Below are 24701 nucleotides of genomic sequence, written 5' to 3'. Positions count from 1 at the left end.
TTTTAAGAATGAAAATCTTAGTATTAAACTGCGGCAGCAGTTCTGTGAAATACAAGCTTATCGACACCGCTGACAACAGTGTGCTTGCCGAGGGTGGCGTTGAGAAAATCGGCCTTAACGACGGTTTCCTGAAATATAAGAAAAACAACGGTTCGAAAGCCATCATCGAACTCGGTCTTGTTGACCACAACGGTGCTGTGCAGGCCATCCTGAATCTTCTGACAGATTCTGCCGAGGGTTGCATCAAGTCTTATGACGAAATCGACGCTGTCGGCCACCGCGTGGTCCACGGTGCTGAGAAGTTCAGCGAGAGCGTGCTAATCAACGATGAGGTTAAGGACATGATCAAGCAGTGCTACGACATCGCTCCTCTTCACAATCCCGCCAACATGACCGGTATCGATGCGATCACCACTCTCATGCCCGGCAAACCCCAGGTGGCAGTTTTTGATACAGCATTCCATCAGACAATGCCCGCAAAATCGTTCCTCTACGCACTGCCTTACAAGTACTATGAGGAAGACGGTGTCCGTCGTTACGGTTTCCACGGCACAAGCCACCGTTATGTTTCACAGCGCGTCTGCGAGTTCCTCGGTGTTGACATCAAGGATCAGAAGATCATCACCTGCCATGTCGGAAACGGCGGTTCAATCACTGCTGTCGACGGAGGTAAGAGCGTTGATACCTCGATGGGTCTCACCCCGACAGAAGGTCTCATGATGGGTACCCGCGTAGGTGACATCGATCCGGGAGCTCTTGTCTACATCATGCTCAAACATAACCTTTCTGCCACTGATCTCCAGAAGATCATCAACAAGGAAAGTGGTATGCTTGGCACAACCGGCATTTCAAGCGACATGCGTGAAATCGAAGACGCAGTCAATGCCGGTAATGAACGTGCTATCCTCGGCCTTGACATGTACGAGCAGCGCATCCTCAAATACATCGGCGCTTATGCAGCTGAGATGGGTGGTGTAGACATCATCGTCTTCACCGGTGGAGTCGGTGAAAACCAGACTTCTCTCCGCGAGTCAGTCTGCGAGCCTTTGAAATTCATGGGCGTAGAGCTTGACAAGGAACTGAATTCCGGTCTCCGCGGCAAGGAAGCTGTCATATCGACTCCTGCATCGAAGGTGAAAGTGGTTGTCATCCCGACTGACGAGGAACTGATGATTGCCCGCGACACTGAAGCGATTGTTTCCAAGAAATGATCCTGTAAAATCCGAACTTGATTCCACGCCCGGATATAGCCCGTCTCTAATGGGATATACCAGGCGTGGAATCTAATTAACTATTTATACTTCATACGAAAAGTTACTTAAATTAATAATGCAAATATGACAAAGATTCGTGCCGCCGTAGTTGGTTACGGCAACATTGGCCGCTTCACGGTTGAAGCTCTTGAGGCAGCCCCTGATTTTGAGATTGCAGGCGTAGTGCGCCGCAATGTGACTGATGTTCCAGCAGAACTTGCCGCCTATAAGGTGGTTACAGACATCCGTGAACTCGGACATGTCGATGTGGCCGTTCTCGCCACTCCGACCCGTGAGGTCGAGAAATATGCTCTCGAATATCTTGCGATGGGCATCAATACAGTGGATAGCTTCGACATCCATACATCAATCATTGATCTGCGCCGTTCGCTTGATGCTGCCGCTAAAAAGGCCGGTCGTGTGGCTGTAATTTCGGCAGGATGGGATCCGGGCAGCGATTCAATCGTTCGCACCCTTCTCGAAGCTGCTGCGCCTAAGGGCTTGACTTATACTAATTTCGGTCCCGGTATGAGCATGGGCCACACTGTTTGTGTCAAGTCCAAGGCTGGTGTTAAAAACGCTCTCTCTATGACTATGCCGAAGGGCGACGGAATGCACCGCCGTATGGTCTATGTCGAACTTGAACCCGGCGCACGTCTTGAAGATGTAGCCAAGGCTGTCAAGGAAGATCCATATTTCGCTTCTGACGAGACCCACGTGATGGCCGTCGAGAGCGTTGATGCTGTCAAGGATATGGGCCACGGTGTACACATGGTGCGCAAAGGTGTTTCAGGAAAGACACAGAACCAGCGTTTTGAGTTCAACATGTCGATCAACAATCCGGCTCTTACCGCACAGTTGCTTGTCGGAGTTGCCCGCGCCTCAATGCGTCTGACCCCCGGTGCCTATACGATGGTGGAAATTCCGGTCATTGATCTTCTCCCCGGCGATCGCGAAGACCTGATCGCTCATCTTGTCTGATCAGTAGATTCTGACATAGGAAAAAGCATTCAGCCCGGCTACTGTTGCAGTAGCCGGGCTGAAGTTTTATGGTGTGCGGTGGATTGTGTGTCGCTTCCGATGTCGGCGATGGGATTTTTTTTACATGCCGTCCAGAACGATTTTACCGAAATATTGCGGCTGGTGAAAGTCAGGAGCCGGAGTCGGTACGGGCGACCAGCTCAGGAAGTGTGGCTGCGATGTGCCGGACGCGCACTTGTAGAAGTTGCCGTTTAGCTCGATCGGCTTTCCTTCATATTTTACTCCGAGCAGGCTGAGGGGGATTGCGGCGAGGATGTCCCAGGTGAACAGTCCCTCGACTTCCTGGAACGGACGGCGTCCGCACGACGGGAGCACTGCGATTGTTGCGATTTCAGCATCGCTGAGATGCGTCACGGCCTGATTGCGTGATTCGCGATGAGATGATTTGATTGCTCCGATGCAGTTGAACTCGAAATTCCAGTATTTTTTTGATCCTTCAGGCTGCACGAAGAACATCACGCACGAATCCTCATAGACCGGCGAGTTGTTCTCGAAATTCACGGCGCGCAGATAGTTGCAGCGAACAAAGAAATTGACATAGATATAGTTGTCGGAATGCGCGATTGTAAACGTGGTCAGCGGATGATAGGGGTACAGGTCTTTCCAGTTGAGCTCACCGATATTATGACGTACTCCTGATGATTCCAGCCGATTGAAAATAGCATCGGTGTTCAGAAAGTCAAGATCGGCTATGTATGGAACGTGCAGCGTCTTTTGCATATCGTTTGGATGAGGAGGTTGTTTGAATTTGTTTGATTTTTTAATTGAAGAAAAGGTCTTTTATACCGGTGATGAAACCGATCGCACCCATGATCATGATTATGGCTGCCAGAATTCTGTTCAGGAGCCACATCGAACGGATGTTGAAGTGTCGGCGGACTTTGTTTACAAAGTAAGTTACTCCGAACCACCACATTACAGCACCGAGGAATATCGAGATGTAACCGGCCACATAATGATAGGCCTGGAATTCCGGTGCCAGAAAACTGAATCGGGCAAAAAGCCCGATTATGAAGAAGAGTATAAGCGGGTTGGAGAAAGTGAAGAGGAAACCGGTTCCGAAATCTTTCCAGTAGCTTGTGGCCTGCATCGTAGCAGGCTGTAAAGCCCGTGAGGGGTTTGTGACAAAAAGATAGGAGGCATAGACAATCAGGACTATTGAGCCTATCGCTTGCAGCACACTCTGATTCGACTGGATAAAATCTGTCACAAATGAAAGTCCCAGGCCGGTCAGCAGACAGTAAAGCAGATCGCTGACCCCTGCGCCTACGCCTGTAAAGAAAGCCGGCCAACGACCACGGTTAAGTGTGCGCTGGATACAAAGCATCCCGATCGGTCCCATCGGAGCCGAAACAAGAATGCCTATAAGCAGGCCTCTGAATATTATGACAGGCAGGTGTATCACAATCTGCAAAGGTACAAAAACACTTTGAGGTCTCAAAATTTATCTTCACCCATTCCCCTGCCGCTGTTCAGAAATCTTTAGAAAAAACTTAGAAATTATACGAAAGTGTCAGGTAGGCGCCTTGCATGAAAGGTTTGCTGTGATAAAATTCCCGGAATGAGATGCCGCGGTAGGATAGATGGCGATACTGGCTGAAGATGTCGAGATTTGACATCATATAACCTGCACTGATTCCGCAGGGTCCTACATTGGCGTTGATTCCCAACCGCAGATCCATTGCGAGCCTCTGTCCTCCGGTGGTGCTGATATAGTCATAATCTTTAGCGGGCCAGTTTTCGGTGGTTTCGATGCACACACGCTGATAGGGGATGTTGAGCATGAGGCCCGGTTCGGCGTAAATTGACAGATAGGCCTGACGCCATTTCAGGGCGGGGGATGTGGCTACGACGGATGGGCGCAGATAGAGGTTGGAGGGCCTGTTGTCGTCATCGTCGATGTGCCAATTGGTGCCGGAAGCCCATCCGTCATCATACCAGTTTGACCAATGCCCCAAGGCGCCTCCTATACCAAGATATTCCCAGAACATATAATGATAAGCGGCTTCCAGAGAGTAGGTGTCCGATGAGGTCAGAGTGCCGCTGATTGAAAAACGGTGGTGTGTGAAATCCTCGTTGACGGCAGCGAATGATTGGGAGGCAGCTCCTGCGAGGATCATTACGAAAGAAAAAAGCAATCGTCTCATATTGCTGAATGTGATCTGTCTGATTGGTGAATTTCTTCGATATTTCTGATTGTATGACAAATTAAGCCCAGGGGTGTAAATAATGTCCACTGCAAATCGGCCACAAAGTTAGGCAATAAAATGAAAATCTAACGTTGTATTGTTAATTTTTAAGGGTAAATTCTGCTGCAATTGGATAGTTTCGTGTTTGAAATATTAGGAAATAACAAGAAAAAACACTACCTTTGCACCGCAAAAGGCTGGTCCGGTAGCTCAGCTGGATAGAGCATCTGCCTTCTAAGCAGACGGTCATGCGTTCGAGTCGCATCCGGATCACGAAATTCAAAGCCGTTGAGAATAAGTAATTTAGTAATTATTCTCAACGGCTTTTTGTATCCATTAGTGAATATTATGCATTTTAAAATAGTGGCGGGTAAAAGCCCTTATATCTTCAATTTTGTTCCGACGTTCTGTGCCGATTACGTCGAAATACCCGGTACTGGCATGGAGGCAGTGACGAACAATTACACATATCGCATCCCGGAACAACAGAATCTTTGGGAAGCGAGCCGTGTTATTCTACGCCGCCTTCGCACACTCGTCAACACTCCGATGGTTGGCATCAACGAGCGCGGACAACCGGTTGAGGATTTCTCCGAGTACGATATCTTACGTGAGGCAATGGCAAACCAGATGGCTCACGCCGACCATTTCAGTCCTCGACGTAGTTGTATCCATGTTTTTGACGACCGCATCGAGTTCCTTAATCCCGGCGGTATGCCTATGCCGTTGGATGTAATGGAAAGTTCGTTTGAATCTCAACCTCGTAATCCTGTAATTGCAAAGCTGTTCCGACTTGCGCACCTGTCAGAGAATCTCGGTTACGGACTCCGTAAACTCAAAAGGTGGCAAGAAGTAACCGGTCGCCCAATGCGAATTGAAACAACAATCAATTCAGTCAAAGTAATTTTTGACCTCCAGACCCGCGAAGCAGAAAAATCAGATGTCGCTAAAAATGTCGCTAAAAATGTCGCTAAAAATGTCGCTAAAAACTTAACAGAGCGACAACAGCGAATCATAGCAATAATCAGCGAGAATCCGCATACCACAAGAGCAGAGATAGCTTCGGCAATTGGAGTCGCTACCAAAACAGTCGAGCGCGAGCTTGTCTCTCTTTCCGATATACTCCGCCATGTTGGTTCGAAGAAAAGCGGTCACTGGGAAATAATTCATATCAAGTAGTCTTTTTGCCGGAAAACAAGGATCGTTTTAGCAAGTCAATGTTCCCACATGGGATGAAATGAGGCGTCTGCTTGTTGCTTTGGGATACGTTCCAAGCACCAAGGGCAAAACTTCATGATCAGCCCTGAAGATCAAATTAAGTACGCGATCTTCAGGGCTTGTTTTTGTTAATGGCTAAAGACAAATTTTGGTAGGGGGGAGGTGAAACTGAACCGAAAACAGAAGCTGTCTGGGGGCCTATTTTGCGACAAATGTTTCACCTCTGTGTTTCAGCCTATGGTTGCCGGTAGGCTTATGATTCAGGTTCAAACAGGTCTTTCCCGACTCCACATTCCGGGCAGAGCCAGTCGTCAGGGAGGTCGGCAAATGATGTGCCGGGTGCGATTCCATTTTCGGGATCTCCGATTGCCGGATCATAGACCCAGCCACAGACGGTGCATACGTATTTTTCCATAAGATAAACAGTTGTAAAGTTGATTAGATGTTTATGTTTGTCAATTTATCTAACGCTCAAACCTTTGAAAAGTTTTCAGGATGTCCGGGAGTTGTCTGTCAGAACCGGCATGGATCATGTCCGGCAATATGGAAAACCGGCTGTCCGGATGGATTCCGGACAGCCGGTCTGGGTTAGTTGGTTGTATGTCAGTAGCAGAGTTATGGTTGCAGCTATGATCGTATAGGGCGGGGACTTATTTCAGCTTTACTTTCCCTCTGAGGAGGATGCGGTCAGAGGCTGTGCCGACTAAAATTTCATATTCGCCTGCGTCCCAGCCGAAATCTTTGAGTTCCGGTTTATAGTAGGCGAAAGCCTCGTTGTCAAGCATGATTTCATAGGTCTGCGATTCGCCTTTGCGGATCATTTTTTTGTCATAGCCTTTCAGCTCTTTGTAGGGTCGGACAACTTTCGGGTCAATGGGGCGCACATAGACCTGAGCTGTTTCCATGCCGTCCATGTTACCGGTGTTGCTCACTTTGAATGAAACTCGGTAGAGAGGAGCTTTTTTGCTGCCTTCGTTCTTGATCCTGAGATCCGAGTAGCTGAATGTCGTGTAGCTTTTCCCATGACCGAAAGCAAATCGGGGAGCAACGTTGTTGCTGTCGTAATGGCGATAGCCAACCATCAGACCTTCGCCATAAGCGACCCGCTTGTCGCCATCAGGATCGTAGTAATATGGATAGGCCGGATTGTCTTCCCAGCGTTTTTCAAACGACACCGGAAGTTTGCCGCTCGGATTGGTTTTGCCGAAAAGGATTTCAGCAGCAGCGGTGCCGCCTTCCTGGCCGGGATACCACAGATAGAGCAGCGACGGAATCCGGTCGGCCCAGCGGTTCATGTCGACGTTGCTGCCGGCATTGAGAAGGACAACGGTATTGGGATTGGCTTTGAAAACGCAGTTGACAAGGCTGTCCTGATACTGAGGCAGCTCAAAGGGGCGGTCGTTGCTTTCGCGTTCGAGGCTTTCGTTGAAACCGATGCTCACCAGTGCGATGTCAGCCTTGGCGGCAAGTTCGGCGGCTTCGTCGAAAAGGAGTTTGTCTTCGCGCCATCCGAAGGAGATGTCAACGGGGTGGACATTGGCGAAATATTCCAATACGACAGGATATTCTTTGCCGGCTTCCATCGGGATGACTACTTCACGCATGGTGATGCCCTGGTCGCGCCATTCGTTGATCACCATTTCATCAGCGATTTTAAGTCTGAATCCGTCAAATCCGCGGACAATGAAGCGGTAGTCGGCTGATTTTTCCGGACGGACCACTCCTGACCATCTCATCGAGCAGTGGTCATAGGGAAGGCCGCGACGTTCAGTTGCGATATGGTAACCGTTAGGAATATGGACGATCGTGTCGATCTTTGTCTCTGTCGGTTCGCCTTTGAGTTTCGGATTGTTGAAGAATTCGGCTTTCAGACCACGCTGTGACGAGCCTTGTTCAGTGAAAAAGACAGACGAAGCCACGGTTTCAGGCAGAGTCGGCAGACCGGGAGAATAGAGGATCTCCACGTTTTCTCCGGCCTGGGCCTTTATGCCGTCAAGGAGCGAGACACTATGGAAGGGGAAGGTATAGGAACTTCCGCCACCTGAAATATAGCTGTTGGCATTGGGGCCGATCACCGCAATCCGCTTTACAGACGGTCTGACAGGCAGGAGGTCGCCTTCGTTTTTCAGAAGCACTATTCCTTCGCGGGCAAGCTGCAAGGCTGCTGCCGCTCCCTGGGGATTGTCCATCGGGATTGACGGATCATGCTGCTGGTTTTCAAAGAATCCGAATGAGAAGATGAGCCGAAGTATGCGGCGTACCTTGTCGTTGATGGTCTCTTCGGTGACTTTGCCCTCATTGATCGCAGGGATAAGGATGTCGCGGTTCATCCATTTAGCACGCGGCATTTCGAGGTCAAGACCACCGTTGGCAGCCTCGACACCGTCATAGGTCGCAGACCAGTCGCTCATCACCACACCGTCGAATCCCCACTGGCTGCGGAGCACCTGATTGTTGAGATAGTCACTCTGTGTGGCATGCACACCGTTGACCGGATTGTAGCTGTCCATGACGCTTCCGGCCTTGGCCTTCTGGATTGCTGCTTTGAAGGCCGGGAAATAGATTTCGTGAAGGGTGCGTTCGTCGATGTCACTGCTGACGTTGTTGCGGTCCCATTCCTGATTGTTGGCGGCATAGTGTTTGAGTGTGGCCACGACTCCCTGATCCTGAAGACCGCTGACATAAGCGCAGGCGGTTTCAGCATTTAGATATGGATCTTCGGTGAAATATTCGAAATTGCGGCCACACATAGGAGCTCTCAGAATGTTGACACCGGGGCCGAGCAGGATGTGGACTCCGCGGGCCTTGCTGTCACGTCCGAGCTGCTTGCCAAGTTCATAGACCAAAGAGCGGTTCCAGGTCGAGGCCGTCAGTACTCCGGCGGGGTAGGCTGTGCTTTTGCCGTCCTTATGGGTGCCGACAGGACCGTCGGTGAGTTTTATTTCAGGCACGTCGAGACGCGGGATCGCACGGATATAGAAACCGTTGAATCCACCGATGTAGTCGATCTTTTCTTCCAGTGTCATGCGGCCCAAAAGGTCTTCGACACGGCTTTCGACATCAGCCGACGGGTCTTTATACAGCTGTGCGTTGGCCATTGTTGCCGTCAGTAGCAGCGAGAGTGATAATAATGTCTTGCGCATAGTTGTCAGTTATGAATTGTCGTTACAAGTATGTTTTTTGTGGGTTGTTATTTTTTGTCTGAAGATTCGATTACCTTACCGAATTCCTTGCGCCAGATGTCATAGCCTTCGTTTGAGGGGTGCAGACGGTCTTTCAGGTAGAGTTCGGGTCTGACATTGCCGTCGGCATCGAGCATCGGGGTGTGGATGTCTATGAATCCGGCATTCGGCTGACTGAGGGCGAATTCTTTCAGCAGCCTGTTGAAAGTCTGTGTTTTTTCAAGGCTGCTGACTCTTGCAGGGGATGGTTTGACAGACACAAGGTAGATTTCGGCCTCAGGTTTCATCCTGCGGATTTCGAAGAAGAGTTTTTTCATTGATTCCATCATCTCGTCCACTTCCCATTTGAAGCCGATCTCATTGTCACCTTCGTAAATGATGATGCGGCGCGGATTGAACGGCTCGATCAGCAGATGGCGATAGTTGTAGAGGTCAATGGCTTTGGTTCCTGAGACTCCGCGGCGTATCACATTGTGGCCGGGAAAGTCGGTCTCCAGTGATTTCCAAAGGTCGATCGACGAACTGCCCACGACAAGAGTGGCATCGTTTAATTTAGACTGTTCCTCATCGCGCTCCATGTAGTCGGTGATTTTTTTCTCCCATTTGAGTTGCTGGGCCATCTTTGGAAGACCTTTTATCGGTTTGCATTCCGCGATTTCACCACGCACAAGCAGGCGGCCAAGCATCAGATAGGTCTTGTCATATTTTTCAGGGTTCTCCTCGATGTCTTTCAGTTGCTTTTCTCCGAGAATCGCCCGCTTGTCCGAATTCTTGTCGCTGAGTCTGATGGTGACCTGATGCAGTCCGGGCTTGACTCTGATCAGTTCATACTGGCCGCGGTAACGCTTGTTGCAATAACGGTTGAAGCGGTTGAGATAGTGGGACCCGGTCAGGTCGGCAGCTTCCATTACACGCGAGCCGTCGTCGGCGAGTTTTTTCAGACGTATCATCTGGCCGTCGACATAAATTTCGAGCTGCCCCATTTCAGGACCGCCGATGTCGAATATGCCGAACATGTCGCCGTCAAATGCGAATGACAGGGTTGAAGCCGGATGTCCGCTTGTCCTCACAGCGGGAAACCATGACGAGAATTGCTTCATGCGGCTGTCTTTTGCAGCATCGACATCGCGCCACAGTCCATGTTTCTTACATACCTCCGCCGGAACATACATTTTTGCATTGTCCCACTCTTCGCCATAGAGAGGAGAGGGGAGAGCTTTTCGGGGAGCCGGTTTGGCTGTGCCACATTTCTCAATGGCGCGGGCGATGGCCGAGGCGTAGAGATTGCCGCCGGCTTTGGCCGGATGAAGTCCATCGGCCGAGAAGAGTATCTTGTCAGTGACTTCATCCTTTTTGCCTTTCCAGACGAGTTTCCCTTCAGCCTCAAGAGCCGCAGCTTCCATAGCCATGTGGACAGACGGCAGCTGATAGTGGTCGGCGAGTTTCTCTTCTTCTCTGACAGGAGCCGGAAGTGAGCCTTTCTGATATTCCCTCATGTGAGGCTCAGTGGCGGCATAGAGCAGACAGATATCTGTCTCAGGAGACTGTTTCCGGATTTTGCGGATAATCCCTTCCATTGCCGGAGTGTAGGCACCGTTAACAGAGAAATCAATGAAAACAATGTCGGGACGGGCCGTGAGAACCTGCTCATCGACTCTGAATGCACCAAGATCACTTCCTGTGCCTGGGACTCCGGCATTGATCCATGTGAAACGGGTGTCCTTATACTGTTGCTCAAGATATTTTGCCAGTTGCAGACGATAGCAGAAGCCGCCATGAGTGATGCTGCCACCTAAGAGAGCTATGGTCACAGGCTCGCCGCCGTTGACTTTCTTGTGGAACGTCGGCATGCCTCCGCGCACGGTGCATTCCTTGTCGCCGACGCCTTTGCCCGGCTCAATGAGCGGAATGTCTTTACGGCTGGTGTCGAAAGTCAGTGATGCTGACTGTGACGCAGGACTGTTCTGGGCGATCTGCGGAAGGACAGATCCGAACAGCAATATGGCTGTCAATAGAATTTTTTTCATATATCGGTATCTCAGATTTCAATATCAAGGGTTTTCTGTTTTCCTGACTTGTCGGCCAGGTTGATTTTCATTGTGATTCTGTCGGACGGACTGAATTTGGCAAAGGACCATTCGTAGGGATATTCTCCAAGTCCGATCTGTCTGCCGTTGCAGTCAACGCTGACCGAAAGACCTTCGACCGGCGGAGTCTCGCAGAAACCATAGACTGAATCCCAGCCGAAGGGGGAGCGAATGCGGAATACGTAGATGCGTCCGGCTGCCGTTGAGCTGTCAATGACTTTGTAGCCGTTTTTGAGAACCGGGACGGAGTTCACTCCGAGGATGGTCCTGAGGTCGCTGTTTTTTGAGGTGGCATCTGCGGTCAGAGGCAGAGACACAGCTGTAAATCCTTTCGGCGAAAGGATGATTTCAAGAGAATTGTTGTCGGCCTGCACTTTTTTGCGGCTTCCGTTGGCGCTGACAGAGGCGGCTTTCTCCTGATCGACGATTGCAGCCAGTCCGGGGCTTAGGGTGACAGTGGTCGCGGCAGTCTCCCGGCTCTCGTTGCAGAGAAGCAGCCACAGCTGTCTGTCAGAGACTGCGGTCAGATAGTTGATTTCCGGATTTTCGCTGCTGACAAGACCTTTTTTCAGCCACAGATGGACGTTGGTGTCGTCATGGACTGTTCCGGCCTCTCCGCCGAACACACGGTTTGAGAACCATACAAAGCCCTCCTGTTTACCGTAGGGGAAGGAGACTTTTCCGCCGCTTCGCTGCACTGCCTCACTGACCAGATAGTCGGCGGTGAATGCAAGGTGTGGCGGAATGTGGTGATAGTAGATCGAGCTTACGTCAGGTCCCTCGTAGGGGAAATTCTCCTTCATGGTTATGTCCGTATAGCCTGTGGCATAGTAGCCCGGATAGTTTGTGAAGCGTCCGATGACGGCATTGCGGGCATAGGTGTCAAAGATTTCAAGACCTGTGTGCTGGTTCAGGCGCAGCAGTGACGGAGCCCATGAACTCATGAAAACCGGGCGCACAACCTTGCCTTTGTTCCGCAGGAAATATGTCGAGGGCTGTTCGAAGCCGAGTCCGACTGGAGAGACTTTCCACTGTTCGACTTCATGCTCAGGCGCATCGCCTTCCTTCCGGGGGAAGCCCAGTCGATATTGCTCGGATCCTTTCCACCACATAGTGGTGTTGCCGTTGTAGATGCCGCCGGGATGTATCGTCTGGACCGAATCCCTGACTGCGGGCCAGCTGCGGATACCTGCCAAAGTGTGGGCTGCGCCATAGCGGGCCGCTTCAAGGAAGCGTCGGTCTTTAGTCGTTTCATACAGGTCGATGAAGTCCCACCAGGGAGCATAGATGGTCGAATTGTAGAACGCCTGATAGCGCATCGGCTTGGTGCTGTTCTTGTAGATGTGCATGTCGGCATCGCGTACAGCGGTGCTTTTAGCTCTACGGAGCCACTTGTCCTCGCCGGTGAGCCGGTAGGCATAGAGGGCCTGGACCCATGAGAGGATCGGGGCTGAATATCCGCGCGGAAGGCGCAGTGAGTCATTCGGCAGGGCGATGTCACGCAGCCAGGCGTTACGGCCTCCGAGCAGGCGGTTGAGTCCTTCGAAATATGTTGTGGTGAATTGTGACCCGAAGGGTGAGAGGCGCAGGGTTTCAGGATCTTTGTTGTAGCCTTCGTCCGTTGTGCGGGTGCTCCAGCGGTAGCCTTTTCGTGAGAGAGTATATTCGATTGTCGGAAGTGCCCGGCTGAGATACATATCCTCATCAGCGGCATTGACAGCAGCGCTGATTATGGCAAGTGGAGCCGAGTGGACAACAGTCGGGGCCTTGGTCGGTTTTCCTTCGATGTCATAGAATCCTCGCATCGCCTTGTCCCAGCCGCCGAATTCTTCGTTGTTCATCAGGTCGATGATGCTGAACATCGTTTCGGTCAGTGACTTGTCGGTCTGACGGCGGTAGTCGCGGACATCATAAATGTCGGTCGCCACGTGTTCGAGTGTCTCGTTCCACTGTTGTCCTGACAGGCCGATGACAAATTTGCGGCTCACGCTGACCCCTTGTTTCATCTGGCTGTCGGCCATGCCAAGAACCGGAGAGAAAGCCACAGCCTCGACCATATCGGCATGATTTTTAAGGCTGAATCCCATCGGGGAATAGTCGACGCCGCCCCAGTCGAGCGGGAAAATCGAGCTGTCGCCGCTGACAAACGCAGTCATTTTCTTTCCGCCGACGGATGTCTCCACCATAGCCAACGGTTGCGGCATCATGGCTGAAAGCAGCATCTGCGGACGCACCGGCAGACGTCGGTATTGATACATCGGAGGCAGAAGCACGTTGTCAACGGCTGTGGGCAGGGCTGCATGGAGCGCCATCACTCCAAGGCTGTAACAGCCCGCCTGCGACGGGGTGAATTCAAGAGTGAGATCAAGGCTTTTGCCTGCTTTTGACAGTTGCCATTTCCCGCGGACGGTGTGGTTTCCGGCGGTGACATATTCGACAGCGATCGTGTTCTTGTCTTCGTTCCAGGCTCTGACAGGAACAGCCTCACAGACCGAACCGCTGAGATAGGGGTTGGTTGTGATTGAGTCACCGCTTGTCCAGCCCGGATAAAACGACTTGTAATTGGGGCGTTTCAGCCTCTTGGGACCTGTGATGACGAATACTTTGTTGTCCTCCATCGGTGACATGAAATACTGCCATCGGCCATCGACTTTCGCCTGCATGGTGCAGGCAATGGCCTGATGTCCCTCTCCGGCTCTGACATAGGAAAGCCGGATGTTGTTGTTGCCGATGGAGGCAACTGATTCTGCATGGCTGTCAATCGGCAGCGGCGGGGTGATCATCGGTGAGCCCGGCTGCTGAGCGGAAGCTGTGTGGCCTATTACGGTGAGCAGGGCCGGAAGTATGAGGTTTCGCAGTTTCATTTCTTGTAGGGTATTTTGATTATTTCCAGTCCGTAGGGGCGCAGAGTGCGTTTATAAGTGTTTTTTGCACCGGCGTTTTCCAGAGTTTTGGCGTCAGTCGTGACAGTCGCTTTCTGCGATGAATCAAGATCGTTGAGAAGCATGATGAAAAGATTTTTTTCGCCTTTTGCCAAAAGTACTTCCACGTTGGGATTGTCACAGGCGGCAGCGCCGTGACGCATGATGAGGCTGGCTTTCTCGCCATAGACAGAGCCTGGCTGGAATGCGTAGGTGCGGTGCGGACCGACTTTGGGAGTGATGAATCCGGCAGGGAAAGAGATTTTGCCTTCGCTGCGGAGTTCGAGTTCCGAGACCAGATAGTCTGTGATCCATCCCATCTGCCACCAGGCATGGTGAGGATATGGACCTGCCCCGCGGTTCATTGCGGCCCAATAGTAGGATGCGACTCCTGTTTCATTGTCGACAAAGGCATCTCGCCCGATGGCTGCCGCACGGGCCATGTCGAGGAAAAGGCTGTCACCTGTTAGGCCATACATCCTGACAAACATACCGGCGTGGGAGGCAAGCAGGATCGGACCATGCAGGTTGGTTGAGCCGATGATGCCGCCGTGTTCGTATGACAGGCCGGACTGGCTGATTTCCCAGTCTTTGCGTTCAATCCCTTTGACTTTGCAAGGTTTTTCGCTTGCAATGGGGTTGGTGTAGACCGATGTGGTGTAGAAGCGCGCTGTGCGGATAGCCGCGTTGCGGTAGGTGGCCTCGCCGGTCTGATCGAAGAGTTCCAGGAGAGCCTGTGCGGCCTGGATTGTCGCGAAATCAGCTGCGAAGCGGGTGTCACCGCAGACTCCAAGCCAGCAATCGGTGTCGACGGCATTTCTGATCAGCCAGTCTGCACCACGGCGTGCGGCGGCGAGATATTTTTCATCTCCGAGAATACGGTAAGCGATCAGCAGTCCATAGAATGTAGGACGGTAGTCTTTGAGATCGCTGAACGCGGGCTTGTTTGTTTCATTCTCATAGGCCACAGCCCAGCTTCCGTCAGCCGCCTGCCAGCGGATCAGGCAATCGGCTGCATTGCGGATCATATTTTTCAGTTCATTGTTCTGCGGCTCGAAAAGGCAGATGTTGCCGAGGTCCATCAGCATGTAATATGTGGTTGCGATCGGTTCGGTGTATGGACCCCATTCCTCGACAAACTGACGGCTGCCTTTCAGATAATACTGTCCGCGGGAAGCGCCTTTCATGAAGCCGCTCTCGGCAGATTGCTGTCGGAGTTTGAAATTGAGGGCATAGGGGAGTCTTTTGCTTGTGAGCAGTGAGTCGGAGGTCATGGCACCGAGCATCCACATTGCGCCGTAGTCGGCATTCTTCATGGCATCCTTATTAGCCTTGTAGACTCCTCCGAGATATTCCTGAGCGCCGATTGTCGATCCTTCGAACTCTACGGTGTGCCATTTCGAGGTGCTGTCATTGACTACATAGCGGTGGATGGAGTAGAGCCTGTCGGTCAGTGAGCGTTTGTTCTCTCTCAGGCGCAGGGCGTCTTTGAAACGGTAGATATCATTTACGATATGATCAAACACCGGCCACCAGCTGTTTTTGGCGATCGTGTAGCGGAATGAGAAAGTCCGTTTGTCGCCGGATTTCATAAATGACTCATCCTCTCCGAGCACCGGGTGATAGAGCGTTGGCGTGATCTCTTTCTGTCGGTTCATGGCCGAGAGGCCGAGGCGCCAGAGGCCGGTGTTGCGTTTGTCATATCCCCAGGGACCTGCGGCTGTTTCCGGTTCGGCTGTCACGGCTATTGTCAGTCCGGCGGTCGAAGTGAGCATTGATGACAGAGTCGAAGTGCTGCGTTCTCTGTAAATGACAGGCTGCGACGGTATGCCCCAGCCGTAGGCATAGGCATGAGAAAATTCCGGATTTATTTCGTGGCCGTGGAGTACACCGGGGATGAGTGCGAAATCAATGTCCTGTGGCGCTACCGCGCATATCGACGGGGTCGGGATGGAATACCATCCGTCACGCCGGGCTTCAAGGGTCGCAGTGACACACAAATCCTGCATCCCGTCAAGGTGCCAGGTCTCTTTCACGGCAAAATCAGGCGATTCGTAGCTCATGCTGATTTCGTTTTCAGAGATCTTTTCGACTTTGTCAGGCAGGAAAGATATGGCCTTTCCGGCGCGGTTCAGTGCAACGGCTCCGGTAGCTTCCTTCCACGAGGGGAGCACATAGCGGTATTGGGTTTCAGGGAAATTCGCTTTTCCGCCGAAGTCAGCCGGATCGAGAGCTTCTGATGACGGTTTCTCATGGCTGTAAAGCACATTGTGCTGATGAACAGCCATATCGGCATTTATCCCTTCGGCAGACAGAGATTTTAGCCGCCAGCCGGTCTTGGTCTTCTCCCAGCATAATGCGACATTCCCGTTGCTGAGGTTGACGGTTTCACCAAAGGATGCCGTTGAGCCTGCAAGGCAGATGGTCAGGAAGGTTATGAGTTTGGAGCTGGTTTTGTTCATTAGTGTCAGTGGGGGTAGATGTTCGAATGGATGACTTAGAGGTTGTTTTTAAACAACCTTTTATTCAGTTACGGTCACTTTAACTCTTGTTGTTGAGTGACTGCTGCTGTTGTACCAGACGGAAGAACTTGCAAAGACTGCCTCGTAGGTGCCGGGAGTTGTGTAGGTGTGCTGATAGTCGCTGACCACCGTGCTGATGTTTTTCAGAACCACACCTGTTGAGGCTTCTGCCGAGCGGAGGTTGTAGCCTTTGGAAACGGCCCAGATGTCTTTGTCATTTGTATTTACATTACCTGTCGCCAGAAGCTGGGTGCCTGGGAGAGTCCATTTTGCAGAACCTGAAACGGTCACGTTCTGCCATCCTGCGGTCTTGATGTCGGCAAGGAGAGTCGACTGGCCTTCCGGCGAAACTTTCCGGATGTTCATGCTGCGGATTACCCACCGGTTGCGCAGAGCCACTCCGTCAAGGTCGAAATAGCGGAAAGCGATGTAGAACAGAGCGTCATTGTCACCGCTAACAAACTTTTTGAGATTGATTTCACCTGAAGGAGTGTTCTTACCGGTTTCAGCAGGCATCTGGAACTGGTCTGTCACATCGGTCCATGTGGCCTGCGCGAGATTTTCAGCGTCATATATGCCGTTGAAATCACTGCTGATCAGGATCTGAAGATTCGGATGAACATAGGTGAGATAGTCAGTATAGGACACGAAGTCGACAATCAGGTCATTGTCGGCATATTCGCGGTCACGGAGATCATATTCATGGCCGCTTTCGCCTGAATAGAACACGATGTTGTCGGCTTTGCCGCTGATGTGGAAGTTGACAGCTTCGCCGGCCTTCACCTCGGTTTTGTCAGGTGTGACGGAGAGTCGGGCGTCAGGCGCATCCTGGGAGCATGATGAAATGCCAAGGGCGATCAGGCTTGCAAAAATATATTTCTGGAGTTTCATGATTTGAGATCTTGGATTTGCAGATTTTTTTGAAAAACAGACGGTTTACCATCCGGGATTCTGAGTCATGAGCTTGTTGACGGTCAGCTCTGTGTTCGGGATCGGAAACAGGACGTTGCGGGCTGTAACGTTCAGCCCCGAATTGCCGGCATAGGCAAAGGAACCTCCGTCGGCGGCAGCTTCGCGTCCGTATTCGTTCATGGTGTCGACATATATTCCCCAGCGGATGAGGTCGAGCTTGCGCATTCCCTCAAAGCAGAATTCGCGGAAGCGTTCCTGCTGTATGGCCTGGAGAAAATCTTCCTCGCCGGAGAGTCCGCTCAGATCGCATGCGGCAGACGGCTCGTTGACATTCAGGCCCCAGCCTCGGCGGCGAACCTGATTGATCGCTTCGTAGGCTTCGGCATTAGGACCGTGGTTCACGGCATTGATCGCCTCGGCTTTCATAAGCAGCACATCGCTGTAACGGATGATCGGAAAGTTGGTCGAATTGTAGAGCTGGGCTTTCTCTCCGATTTCATATTCGCGACGCCATTTGCCCGGATTGCGGTTGTAGATCTGGGAGGCAGTGTAGTATTTGCGTGTAGTCACTCCGGCATCATCGGTGTTGTAGCAGTATGGGGCGATGTTCCAGTCGCGGCGGAGGTCGCCTTCCTCAAAAGCATCGTAGAGGCGCTTGGTCACTTGCATCGCACCTCCGGAATAACCGATATTTGGATCGCGGCAGAGGATTCCGTTTTCAACACCGACACTGCCGGCGAGATCTTCGGTGCCGATCTTGTTGCCATACATGCCGACTTCCCAGATGCACTCTTTCAGGTCGTTGATGTCCTGGCTGTGGTTGATGAAGATCTGCTGATAGTCCGGATTCAGTTCGTGATGGCCTGACTCGATCACTTTGTCAGCATAGGCCAAAGCGTCGGTATAGCGAGAACTGTCATTCAGGGGCTCGCCGGCCATCTTGAGGAAAACCCTGGCGAGCACAGCCTGTACAGCGGTTTTTGATACGCGCTCGTTGCTTCCGAGTTCGTCGATGTCAAGAACCATCTCCTCGGCATCCTGCATGTCTTTGACAATTGCGGCATAGATTTCTGAAAGCGATGACTTTTTCAGCGGTTTCTCGTTGGGCGAGAGGGTAGGAGTCAGTTTCAGAGGCACTTCGCCGAAATAGGAAGTCAGCAGATAGTAATAGTAGCCGCGCAGAAAGAGGGCTTCGCCTTTCATGGCGCGTTTTTCGCGGGTGTCGAGTTTCGAATCATCAACGTAGGCGATCAGATAGTTCGCACGGCTGACACCTTCGTAGAGCACTTCCCAGAAACGTCCGATGTCGAGGTGGCCCGCATCGAACTGCATGACGCGGATGTTGTTGATCGAGATGTTTTTATAAAACGCTTCGTCGCTGATGGCGAAATAGGAATAGAGGCCTTTGCTGTACATGCGGCCGTTGGGGTCGATGAGACGGTTGTAGACACCGTTGAGGGCCGACTGGATCTGTTCGGGTGTGCGGTAGGAGTTTTCCGGTGACAGAAAGTCCGGATCTTTGTCAAGGAAGTCCGAGCATGAGGAGCACAGCAGAGTTGCGGCGATTGCTACGGCTGATATATATTTTTTCATAATGGATGTTGCTGTTTTGGATAGTTGTCGATTACATTGGCTCGTGACTTAGAAGCCGATTTCCAGTCCGAAAGTGAGTGTTTTCGCACGTGGATATGGCGACCAGTCGAAAGATGGGGTCAATGCGGTGTCATAGGTCGACACTTCGGGGTCAATGCCCGAATAGCCGGTCCATGTCAGCAGATTCTGAGCAGCGGTATAGACTCTGAGGCTGTTGATCCCGGCCCGTTTGGTGATGGCTGCGGGCAGCGTGTAGCCGAGAGTGACGGTTTTCAGGCGCAGATATGAGCCGTCTTCGATTGTGCGGTTCGAGTAGGCAGTCGGACCCTGTCCGCCGACGCGGAAAAGTTTGTTGGAGGGGTTCTCTGGTGTCCAGCGGTTTTTGACGCTGCTGAACATGTTGAGCGATGTGCGCGTAGTCGGGTCTCCGCCTTCAAACTCGATGCGGTTGGCGTTCATGATCTGGCCGCCGTAAGAGAACTGGAGGAAGAGCGAGAGGTCAAAGTCTTTGTAGCGGAAGTTATTGGTGAAACCGCCGATGAACTTTGGATTCGGGTTGCCGATGATGGTGAGGTCATAGCTGTCGACACAGCCGTCGCCGTTTATGTCGCGGTAGCGGATGTCGCCAGGCTGGATGTTGTTTCGGTCGTTTCCGTTGTTAGGAATACCTTTTTTGAGCACATAGGTGTTGCCGACTTTGTCGAAATCGTCATACTGGTAGATGCCGTCGAAAAGATAGCCGTAGAACATGGCGATCGGCTGTCCGGGGATTGCTATGTAGGGATAGGCGTTATTGAAGTTGCCCCAGGTGACACGGGTTGCAAGCGACGGCTCGTCTTCGTTGAGCGACAGGACTTTGTTGCGGTTGAAGGAGATGTTGAAATTCGAGTCCCAGGTGAAGTCGCGGGTTTTGATGTTGACGGTGTTGAGCGTAAGTTCGATACCGCTGTTTGAGACGCTGCCGACATTCTTGTAGGCGCTGAGGAATCCCATTGACGGCGCGAGAGTGGCTTTCAGAAGGAGATCTTTCGTGCGCTTGTAGTAATAGTCAGCTGTGAAATTGATGCGCTCGGAGAGGAAGCTCAGGTCAAGACCTGCGTTATACTGTACGGTCGTTTCCCATTTCAGGTCGGCATTGCCTAAGGAAGAGGGGACTACACCTTTCAGAGGGGAATTGTTGACGGAATAGCCTGTTGTCGGAGAGATCACGAGGCTTGTCAGGGACGCATAATCGCTCACGCGGTTGTTGCCTGTCGTGCCGACACCGAAACGGAGTTTGCCGGAAGTCAGCCATGTCAGGTTTTTCATGAACTGTTCCTGTCCGAAGCCCCAGGCCAGAGCGGTGGAGGGGAATGAGGCCCAGCGGTTGTCTTTGGGGAATTTCGAGCTGCCGTCGGCTCGGTAGGATACGGTCACCATATAGCGTGACTTATAGTTGTAGTCGACACGCGCGAGATATGACATCAGTGCGTTGCCGGTTTTTGTGACGGGAGATTTTGTGACCGTACCTTCGTCCAGTCCGGCGATGCCGAGTTCTTCATTGGGGATGTTGATCGAGGTGAAGCCGTCGGAGAAATATTCTGCATCCTGAAGGGTGAAACCTCCGAGCACTTTGAGATTGTGGCCTTTTTTGAGTTTGAAAATGTAGGTCAGAGTGTTTTCGTTGAGGAAATTGGTGCGTTCGTAATGGGTCAGGCTGCCGTTGACTTTTTCGTTTGTGCGCGGATGGCCCAGACGGGAGCTTGAATTGTTGAAGATCTCACGGCGCTGGTCGATCTTGTTATAGCCGCCGGAAATGCGCAGCAGAAGATTCGGGAGAATCTTGTATTGCAGGTAGGCGTTCGAGATGAAGTTGTAGGTATAAGTCGGGTTATACTCGTTCTTAACAGCCATGACCGGGTTGATGCGGAAGTCACGTGTCGGATCCAGTGAATCGTCATAGAGATCATTCATCAGATCTTCCTGCCAGAGCGAACCGACAGGGCGGTAGCCCCACATGCTGTACATGATGCTGGCTGTCGGCGAGCTGTTCTGTTCGGCGGCGATTGTTCCGAATTTTTTGTTGTAGGTGTAGTTCAGGTTGAGGCCGATCTTGACTTTGCTGCTGATATTGTGTTCAAGATTGAGTCGGCCCTGATATTTGCGGTAGCCGCTGTTGTCAATCACACCGTCCTGATGGACCGCGCTTCCTGAGATTGAATAGCGGGTTGCCTCGGAACCTCCGCGGATTGAGATGTTGTGGTTCATCACGAAGGCAGACCGAAGCACTTTGTCCTGCCAGTTGATGCCACGCTCGTTGCGGTAGTCCTCAAGGGTTTTCTCGCTGCCGAGGTACATTGAGGTGTAGAGAGTCGGGTTGACATCGAGCTGATAGCGCACGAATTCATAGGGATCGAGCATTTCCTGCTTCTTGATGGCGTTCTGCACACCCATCCAGACATTGTATGTGACAACAGGACGTCCGACTTTGCCTTTCTTGGTGGTGATGAGTATGACACCGTTGGCACCGCGCGCACCATAGATGGCGGTCGCCGAGGCATCCTTGAGAATTTCCATTGACTCGATTTCTTCCGGGTTCAAGACATTGCCGACAGAGGTTTCAAGCGGAAAACCGTCGACAACATAGAGTGGGGCATTGCTCTGGGTGACGGAGTTGTTGCCGCGGATGACGATGTTGAGTTCGCTGCCGGGCTGTCCGTCGCTGCTTGTCGACTGCACGCCGGCCACACGTCCTGCCAGGGCTTCCTCGAAGTTCGAGACAGGAGCTTTCTGCATGTCCTTGACGTTGACTTTGGAGACTGCGCCGGTGACATCCTTGCGTGTCGTGGTGCCGTAGCCCACGGCTACAACTTCGTTAAGCATCATGGCTGCGGGGCGCAAGCGGATGTTGTTGCGTTTTTTTGAAGAAACGGTGACGGTCAGGGGTTCGTAGCCGATGGAACGGATTTCTACCGAAGCCTCGGACTTGGGTGAGGTAATGTCAAACTCTCCGTTGACATCCGTGATCCAGCCGCCGGGCTGTCCGGCGATCACAACGGTTGCACCGATGACAGGCTCGCCGTTGTCGAAGTCGACTACAAAGCCTTTGATGTGGACAGAAGATTTCTGTGCGTGGATAGAGAAACTTCCGCCCAGCATCACGGCTATGATGGAAATTAATGTCACGATGGCTCGCATGGCATTTTTAGATTTAAGATTGATAAATTCCATATTGAGGCGTATGATTGGAGCTTGTTGTGCAAACTCTTATTTTATTATAAGGTGGAACAATGCCGGCGGAATCCGATGGGCGGGAGCCGACATGCGGATGTGAAGGCGTGAGGTCTTTACCGGTTTTTCGAAAGTGATATGGTTGATCGCCTGATAGTTGTTGTCGGATTTTGCAACTGTGTTGCCTTGGTCGTCTGAAATCTCATAGTGGCGTATGCAGTAGGGCATGACACTTTCAGAATGGCCCATCTGGACAGTCTCCATCGCATGGTCGAAGTCAGTGTCGAAGAAGAGTCTGAGTTCGCGGATCGTTTTTTCTTCAGGCCATTCTACTTTCAGTTCCGGCGCGTTGTCGTCAGGCGAGGCTGCCCAGGCGTTTGTCGCACCGACCGGACGGGTATGGCTGTTTGCCATGAGGTCAAGAGAGAAAATCGGCTGTGACGGTTCGAGCGAGAATGCTATGTTTTTGCTTTCGGGACGTCTGAGCGGACACCAGAATTCAAAACTTTCAATGCCGATGTTCTCAGGCGGATCCTGACGGCCATAGTTCGAGACTGCAAGATTGATCTGGTTCAGTACGGTGGTGGTGCCGCTGACAAGATCGTCGCTTTCACCGAGCAGTACCTTGTCATTTGCCATAAAGCAGACAAATACGTATTGACTATGGTCAAATTCGGAGGAGAAGCCGACTGTGACAGTCTGCAATCCCTGTTTCAGCGGAAGGCTGACACGCTCGATGATGCGGTCAGGAGTGTAGCCTTTGTCCCGTGAGGCGCAGCGGAGTTCAACGTTGAGTTCGGTTGCTTCCTCAGCCTTGACCTGAAGTTTGATCTCAGGCATCGCGCCTTTGACCGGAAAGAGAGCGGCGGTGGAGAATCTGAGGCGGCGGAAGGAGCCGTTGTGGGCGTAGCCGTTGAAGAGATATTCGCTGCTTGCGCTCACTTTGGCCGAGTGAAGCAGATTGCTGTTATCCTTGATTTCAACTCCGGGAATGTATTGACCGCTTTCGAGCAGGGCCTGTTGCAATTCGGTGATGAGATCATTGCTGACATAGTCGGCGGGCATGCGGTCGTTGGCCACGCAGAGAGCCAGGGCAGTGCCGATGGCCTGACCGCCACTGGCCGAGGTACACATCACGCGTGTGGAGCCGTTGGCCACGTGTGAAGAACTCATGATGCGGCCTCCGAACATCAGATTGCTGATGTTTGATCCGAGATAGCATCTGTAAGGAATCTGATAGACCCCTTTTGAGTGCCACTGGTTGCAGGCGCGACCGTCGGCATAGACGCCGTTTGACGGGTGCAGGTCAATGGCCCAGCCTCCGCATGACACGGCATCATAATGGGTGCGCTGTTCGATGATGTCCTGCTGTGTCAGTGTGTAGAGGCCTTTCATGCGGCGTGATTCACGTTTGCCGGGAATGGTTCCTACCCATTCAAGCGTGTAGGTGGACATTTCGGGGAATTTTCCGGAGTTTTTGATGTAGTTCCAGATTCCGTAGACCACTTTCCAGAGTTCATGCTTGATGGTTTCGGAGTCATGTATGGTGTTGAGGCGGCCGCCATATTCGATCCACCAGTATTTGCATCCGTGATGGTGGATGGAGAAATATTCGTCATTGTGGATCTTGCTGATATGGCTTTCGACATCTTTCAATGCGAACTGCGGAGCCACGTATTCGACCGGTTTGCCGGTATCTTTCATGTAGAACAGGATGGTGTGGCCGAGGAGTTCGCCGTAGGTTTCCTTGTCGGGAGTGAAACCCTCGCCATAGACAGTGCTGTCTTCGGATCCCATGCGGTAGGGCGCTCCTGCGAGGTAGCTGACAAGGCCGTCGCCGCTACAATCGGCGAAGAAGCATCCTTTGATCTCGTAGCTGGTTTCATTGATAGGGTTGTATCCTATGACGAAGTCGATCATGCTGTCGGATTTTTTTTCGACTTTATAGACGACTGTATTGAGAAGCATTTTGATGTTGGGCTCCTGCATTACCATGTCGAGAAGCACAGTGTCAAAGATGACTGGGTTGCCCTCGCGGTTGCGGTAGACATTCTCGGTCATGATCTCATCAATGACGCCGCCCTCGCGAGACCATCGGTTGTTATTGCCCATGTGGGATGTCGCGCCGAGGGCCCACAGACGAACTTCGCTTGAAGCATTGCCTCCGAGCACCGGACGGTCCTGAACTAACACTACTTTTGCACCGCGTCTGGCTGCCGTGAGTGCGCAGCAGACACCTGTCAGTCCTCCTCCGATAACAATGATGTCACCTGTGACCGTTACACTTCTGGTGGCGCGGGAAGATACAAATCCTTGACTGTTCATGTTCTTAGATTATATATGTTTAGAGGTTGTTTAATAACAATAGTTAAAATCTGAGCGAAAGTTTTGAGGTGGATATGGTTCTGAATTGAAGGAGCATAGCGAGCTATGTAACTGAAATGAAGAGCCATAGGCGCCCAAAACTTTCGCAGGCGACGGTATTATATTTTTTCTTTTTAATAATTTCATGTTTGAGAATTTTTAAAGTTACCTGAGCCTTGGTGTCTCTTTTGCTAAATTGTTGAAATTCG

15 protein-coding genes and 1 tRNA gene are annotated in these 24701 nt (G+C 51.7%); 4 read left to right on the top strand and 12 right to left on the bottom strand.

Annotation, left to right across the window (positions count from 1 at the left end):
• The first annotated feature begins 8 nt into the window (after positions 1–8).
• Both K2H17_RS09225 and K2H17_RS09220 read left to right on the top strand, forming a co-directional pair.
• A complete protein-coding gene (locus K2H17_RS09225) occupies positions 9–1211 on the top strand; it encodes an acetate kinase (protein ID WP_300133996.1) in 1203 nt (400 codons plus the stop codon).
• A 126-nt stretch (positions 1212–1337) separates the two neighbouring features.
• Positions 1338–2234, top strand: coding sequence for a diaminopimelate dehydrogenase (locus K2H17_RS09220; RefSeq protein WP_300133995.1), 897 nt, complete (start codon positions 1338–1340; stop codon positions 2232–2234).
• A gap of 120 nt (positions 2235–2354) precedes the next feature.
• On the opposite strand, the gene K2H17_RS09215 is transcribed toward K2H17_RS09220, so the two are convergent.
• From K2H17_RS09215 to K2H17_RS09205, 3 genes are all read right to left on the bottom strand, one after another.
• Positions 2355–3014 carry a carbohydrate-binding family 9-like protein gene (locus K2H17_RS09215; protein ID WP_300133993.1) on the bottom strand — a complete coding sequence of 220 codons (660 nt, stop codon included), beginning with the start codon at positions 3012–3014 and terminating at the stop codon, positions 2355–2357.
• Between the two features lie 40 nt (positions 3015–3054).
• A complete protein-coding gene (locus tag K2H17_RS09210; protein ID WP_300133991.1) occupies positions 3055–3708 on the bottom strand; it encodes a LysE family transporter in 654 nt (217 codons plus the stop codon).
• A gap of 79 nt (positions 3709–3787) precedes the next feature.
• Positions 3788–4441 carry a hypothetical protein gene (locus tag K2H17_RS09205; protein ID WP_300133989.1) on the bottom strand — a complete coding sequence of 218 codons (654 nt, stop codon included), beginning with the start codon at positions 4439–4441 and terminating at the stop codon, positions 3788–3790.
• Between the two features lie 241 nt (positions 4442–4682).
• Between K2H17_RS09205 and K2H17_RS09200 the strand changes: the two genes are divergently transcribed.
• A tRNA-Arg gene (locus K2H17_RS09200) sits at positions 4683–4756 on the top strand.
• 15 nt (positions 4757–4771) lie between these two features.
• A complete protein-coding gene (locus tag K2H17_RS09195; RefSeq protein WP_300133987.1) occupies positions 4772–5662 on the top strand; it encodes an ATP-binding protein in 891 nt (296 codons plus the stop codon).
• A gap of 292 nt (positions 5663–5954) precedes the next feature.
• Here K2H17_RS09195 and rd read toward each other — a convergent pair whose 3' ends face one another.
• The 9 genes from rd to K2H17_RS09150 all read right to left on the bottom strand — a co-directional run bounded on the left by rd (position 5955) and on the right by K2H17_RS09150 (position 24453).
• The gene (gene rd, locus K2H17_RS09190) at positions 5955–6116 is read right to left on the bottom strand and encodes a rubredoxin (protein WP_300133985.1); all 162 of its coding nucleotides are present in this window, start codon (positions 6114–6116) and stop codon (positions 5955–5957) included.
• A 235-nt stretch (positions 6117–6351) separates the two neighbouring features.
• Positions 6352–8844, bottom strand: a complete 2493-nt coding sequence (locus K2H17_RS09185) for a glycoside hydrolase family 3 C-terminal domain-containing protein (protein WP_300133984.1) — start codon at positions 8842–8844, stop codon at positions 6352–6354.
• A 47-nt stretch (positions 8845–8891) separates the two neighbouring features.
• A complete protein-coding gene (locus K2H17_RS09180) occupies positions 8892–10910 on the bottom strand; it encodes an SGNH/GDSL hydrolase family protein (RefSeq protein ID WP_300133982.1) in 2019 nt (672 codons plus the stop codon).
• Between the two features lie 11 nt (positions 10911–10921).
• Positions 10922–13834, bottom strand: a complete 2913-nt coding sequence (locus K2H17_RS09175; RefSeq protein ID WP_300133981.1) for a hypothetical protein — start codon at positions 13832–13834, stop codon at positions 10922–10924.
• Positions 13831–16353: a glycerophosphoryl diester phosphodiesterase gene (locus tag K2H17_RS09170; protein ID WP_300133979.1), complete on the bottom strand. Its 2523-nt coding sequence runs from the start codon at positions 16351–16353 to the stop codon at positions 13831–13833. Before K2H17_RS09170 ends, K2H17_RS09175 begins: the two co-directional genes overlap by 4 nt.
• 60 nt (positions 16354–16413) lie before the next feature.
• Positions 16414–17304, bottom strand: coding sequence for a DUF5017 domain-containing protein (locus tag K2H17_RS09165; protein WP_300133977.1), 891 nt, complete (start codon positions 17302–17304; stop codon positions 16414–16416).
• Between the two features lie 45 nt (positions 17305–17349).
• The gene (locus tag K2H17_RS09160) at positions 17350–18918 is read right to left on the bottom strand and encodes a RagB/SusD family nutrient uptake outer membrane protein (protein ID WP_300133975.1); all 1569 of its coding nucleotides are present in this window, start codon (positions 18916–18918) and stop codon (positions 17350–17352) included.
• A gap of 48 nt (positions 18919–18966) precedes the next feature.
• Positions 18967–22128, bottom strand: a complete 3162-nt coding sequence (locus K2H17_RS09155; RefSeq protein ID WP_300133973.1) for a TonB-dependent receptor — start codon at positions 22126–22128, stop codon at positions 18967–18969.
• 36 nt (positions 22129–22164) lie between these two features.
• Complete coding sequence (locus K2H17_RS09150; protein ID WP_300133971.1) at positions 22165–24453, bottom strand: FAD-dependent oxidoreductase; 2289 nt, start codon at positions 24451–24453, stop codon at positions 22165–22167.
• Positions 24454–24701 lie beyond the last annotated feature (248 nt).

It is taken from the genome of Duncaniella sp. (genome assembly GCF_029054785.1).
Taxonomy (GTDB): domain Bacteria; phylum Bacteroidota; class Bacteroidia; order Bacteroidales; family Muribaculaceae; genus Duncaniella.
This window is presented reverse-complemented; position numbering and strand designations above follow the sequence as displayed.

Bases quoted from the DNA above. Each gene is read 5' to 3' on its own strand.
- K2H17_RS09225 (WP_300133996.1), top strand. From the start codon at position 9: ATGAAAATCTTAGTATTAAACTGCGGCAGCAGTTCTGTGAAATACAAG.
- K2H17_RS09220 (WP_300133995.1), top strand. From the start codon at position 1,338: ATGACAAAGATTCGTGCCGCCGTAGTTGGTTACGGCAACATTGGCCGC.
- K2H17_RS09215 (WP_300133993.1), bottom strand. From the start codon at position 3,014: ATGCAAAAGACGCTGCACGTTCCATACATAGCCGATCTTGACTTTCTG.
- K2H17_RS09205 (WP_300133989.1), bottom strand. From the start codon at position 4,441: ATGAGACGATTGCTTTTTTCTTTCGTAATGATCCTCGCAGGAGCTGCC.
- rd (WP_300133985.1), bottom strand. From the start codon at position 6,116: ATGGAAAAATACGTATGCACCGTCTGTGGCTGGGTCTATGATCCGGCA.
- K2H17_RS09185 (WP_300133984.1), bottom strand. From the start codon at position 8,844: ATGCGCAAGACATTATTATCACTCTCGCTGCTACTGACGGCAACAATG.
- K2H17_RS09180 (WP_300133982.1), bottom strand. From the start codon at position 10,910: ATGAAAAAAATTCTATTGACAGCCATATTGCTGTTCGGATCTGTCCTT.
- K2H17_RS09175 (WP_300133981.1), bottom strand. From the start codon at position 13,834: ATGAAACTGCGAAACCTCATACTTCCGGCCCTGCTCACCGTAATAGGC.
- K2H17_RS09170 (WP_300133979.1), bottom strand. From the start codon at position 16,353: ATGAACAAAACCAGCTCCAAACTCATAACCTTCCTGACCATCTGCCTT.
- K2H17_RS09165 (WP_300133977.1), bottom strand. From the start codon at position 17,304: ATGAAACTCCAGAAATATATTTTTGCAAGCCTGATCGCCCTTGGCATT.
- K2H17_RS09160 (WP_300133975.1), bottom strand. From the start codon at position 18,918: ATGAAAAAATATATATCAGCCGTAGCAATCGCCGCAACTCTGCTGTGC.
- K2H17_RS09155 (WP_300133973.1), bottom strand. From the start codon at position 22,128: ATGGAATTTATCAATCTTAAATCTAAAAATGCCATGCGAGCCATCGTG.
- K2H17_RS09150 (WP_300133971.1), bottom strand. From the start codon at position 24,453: ATGAACAGTCAAGGATTTGTATCTTCCCGCGCCACCAGAAGTGTAACG.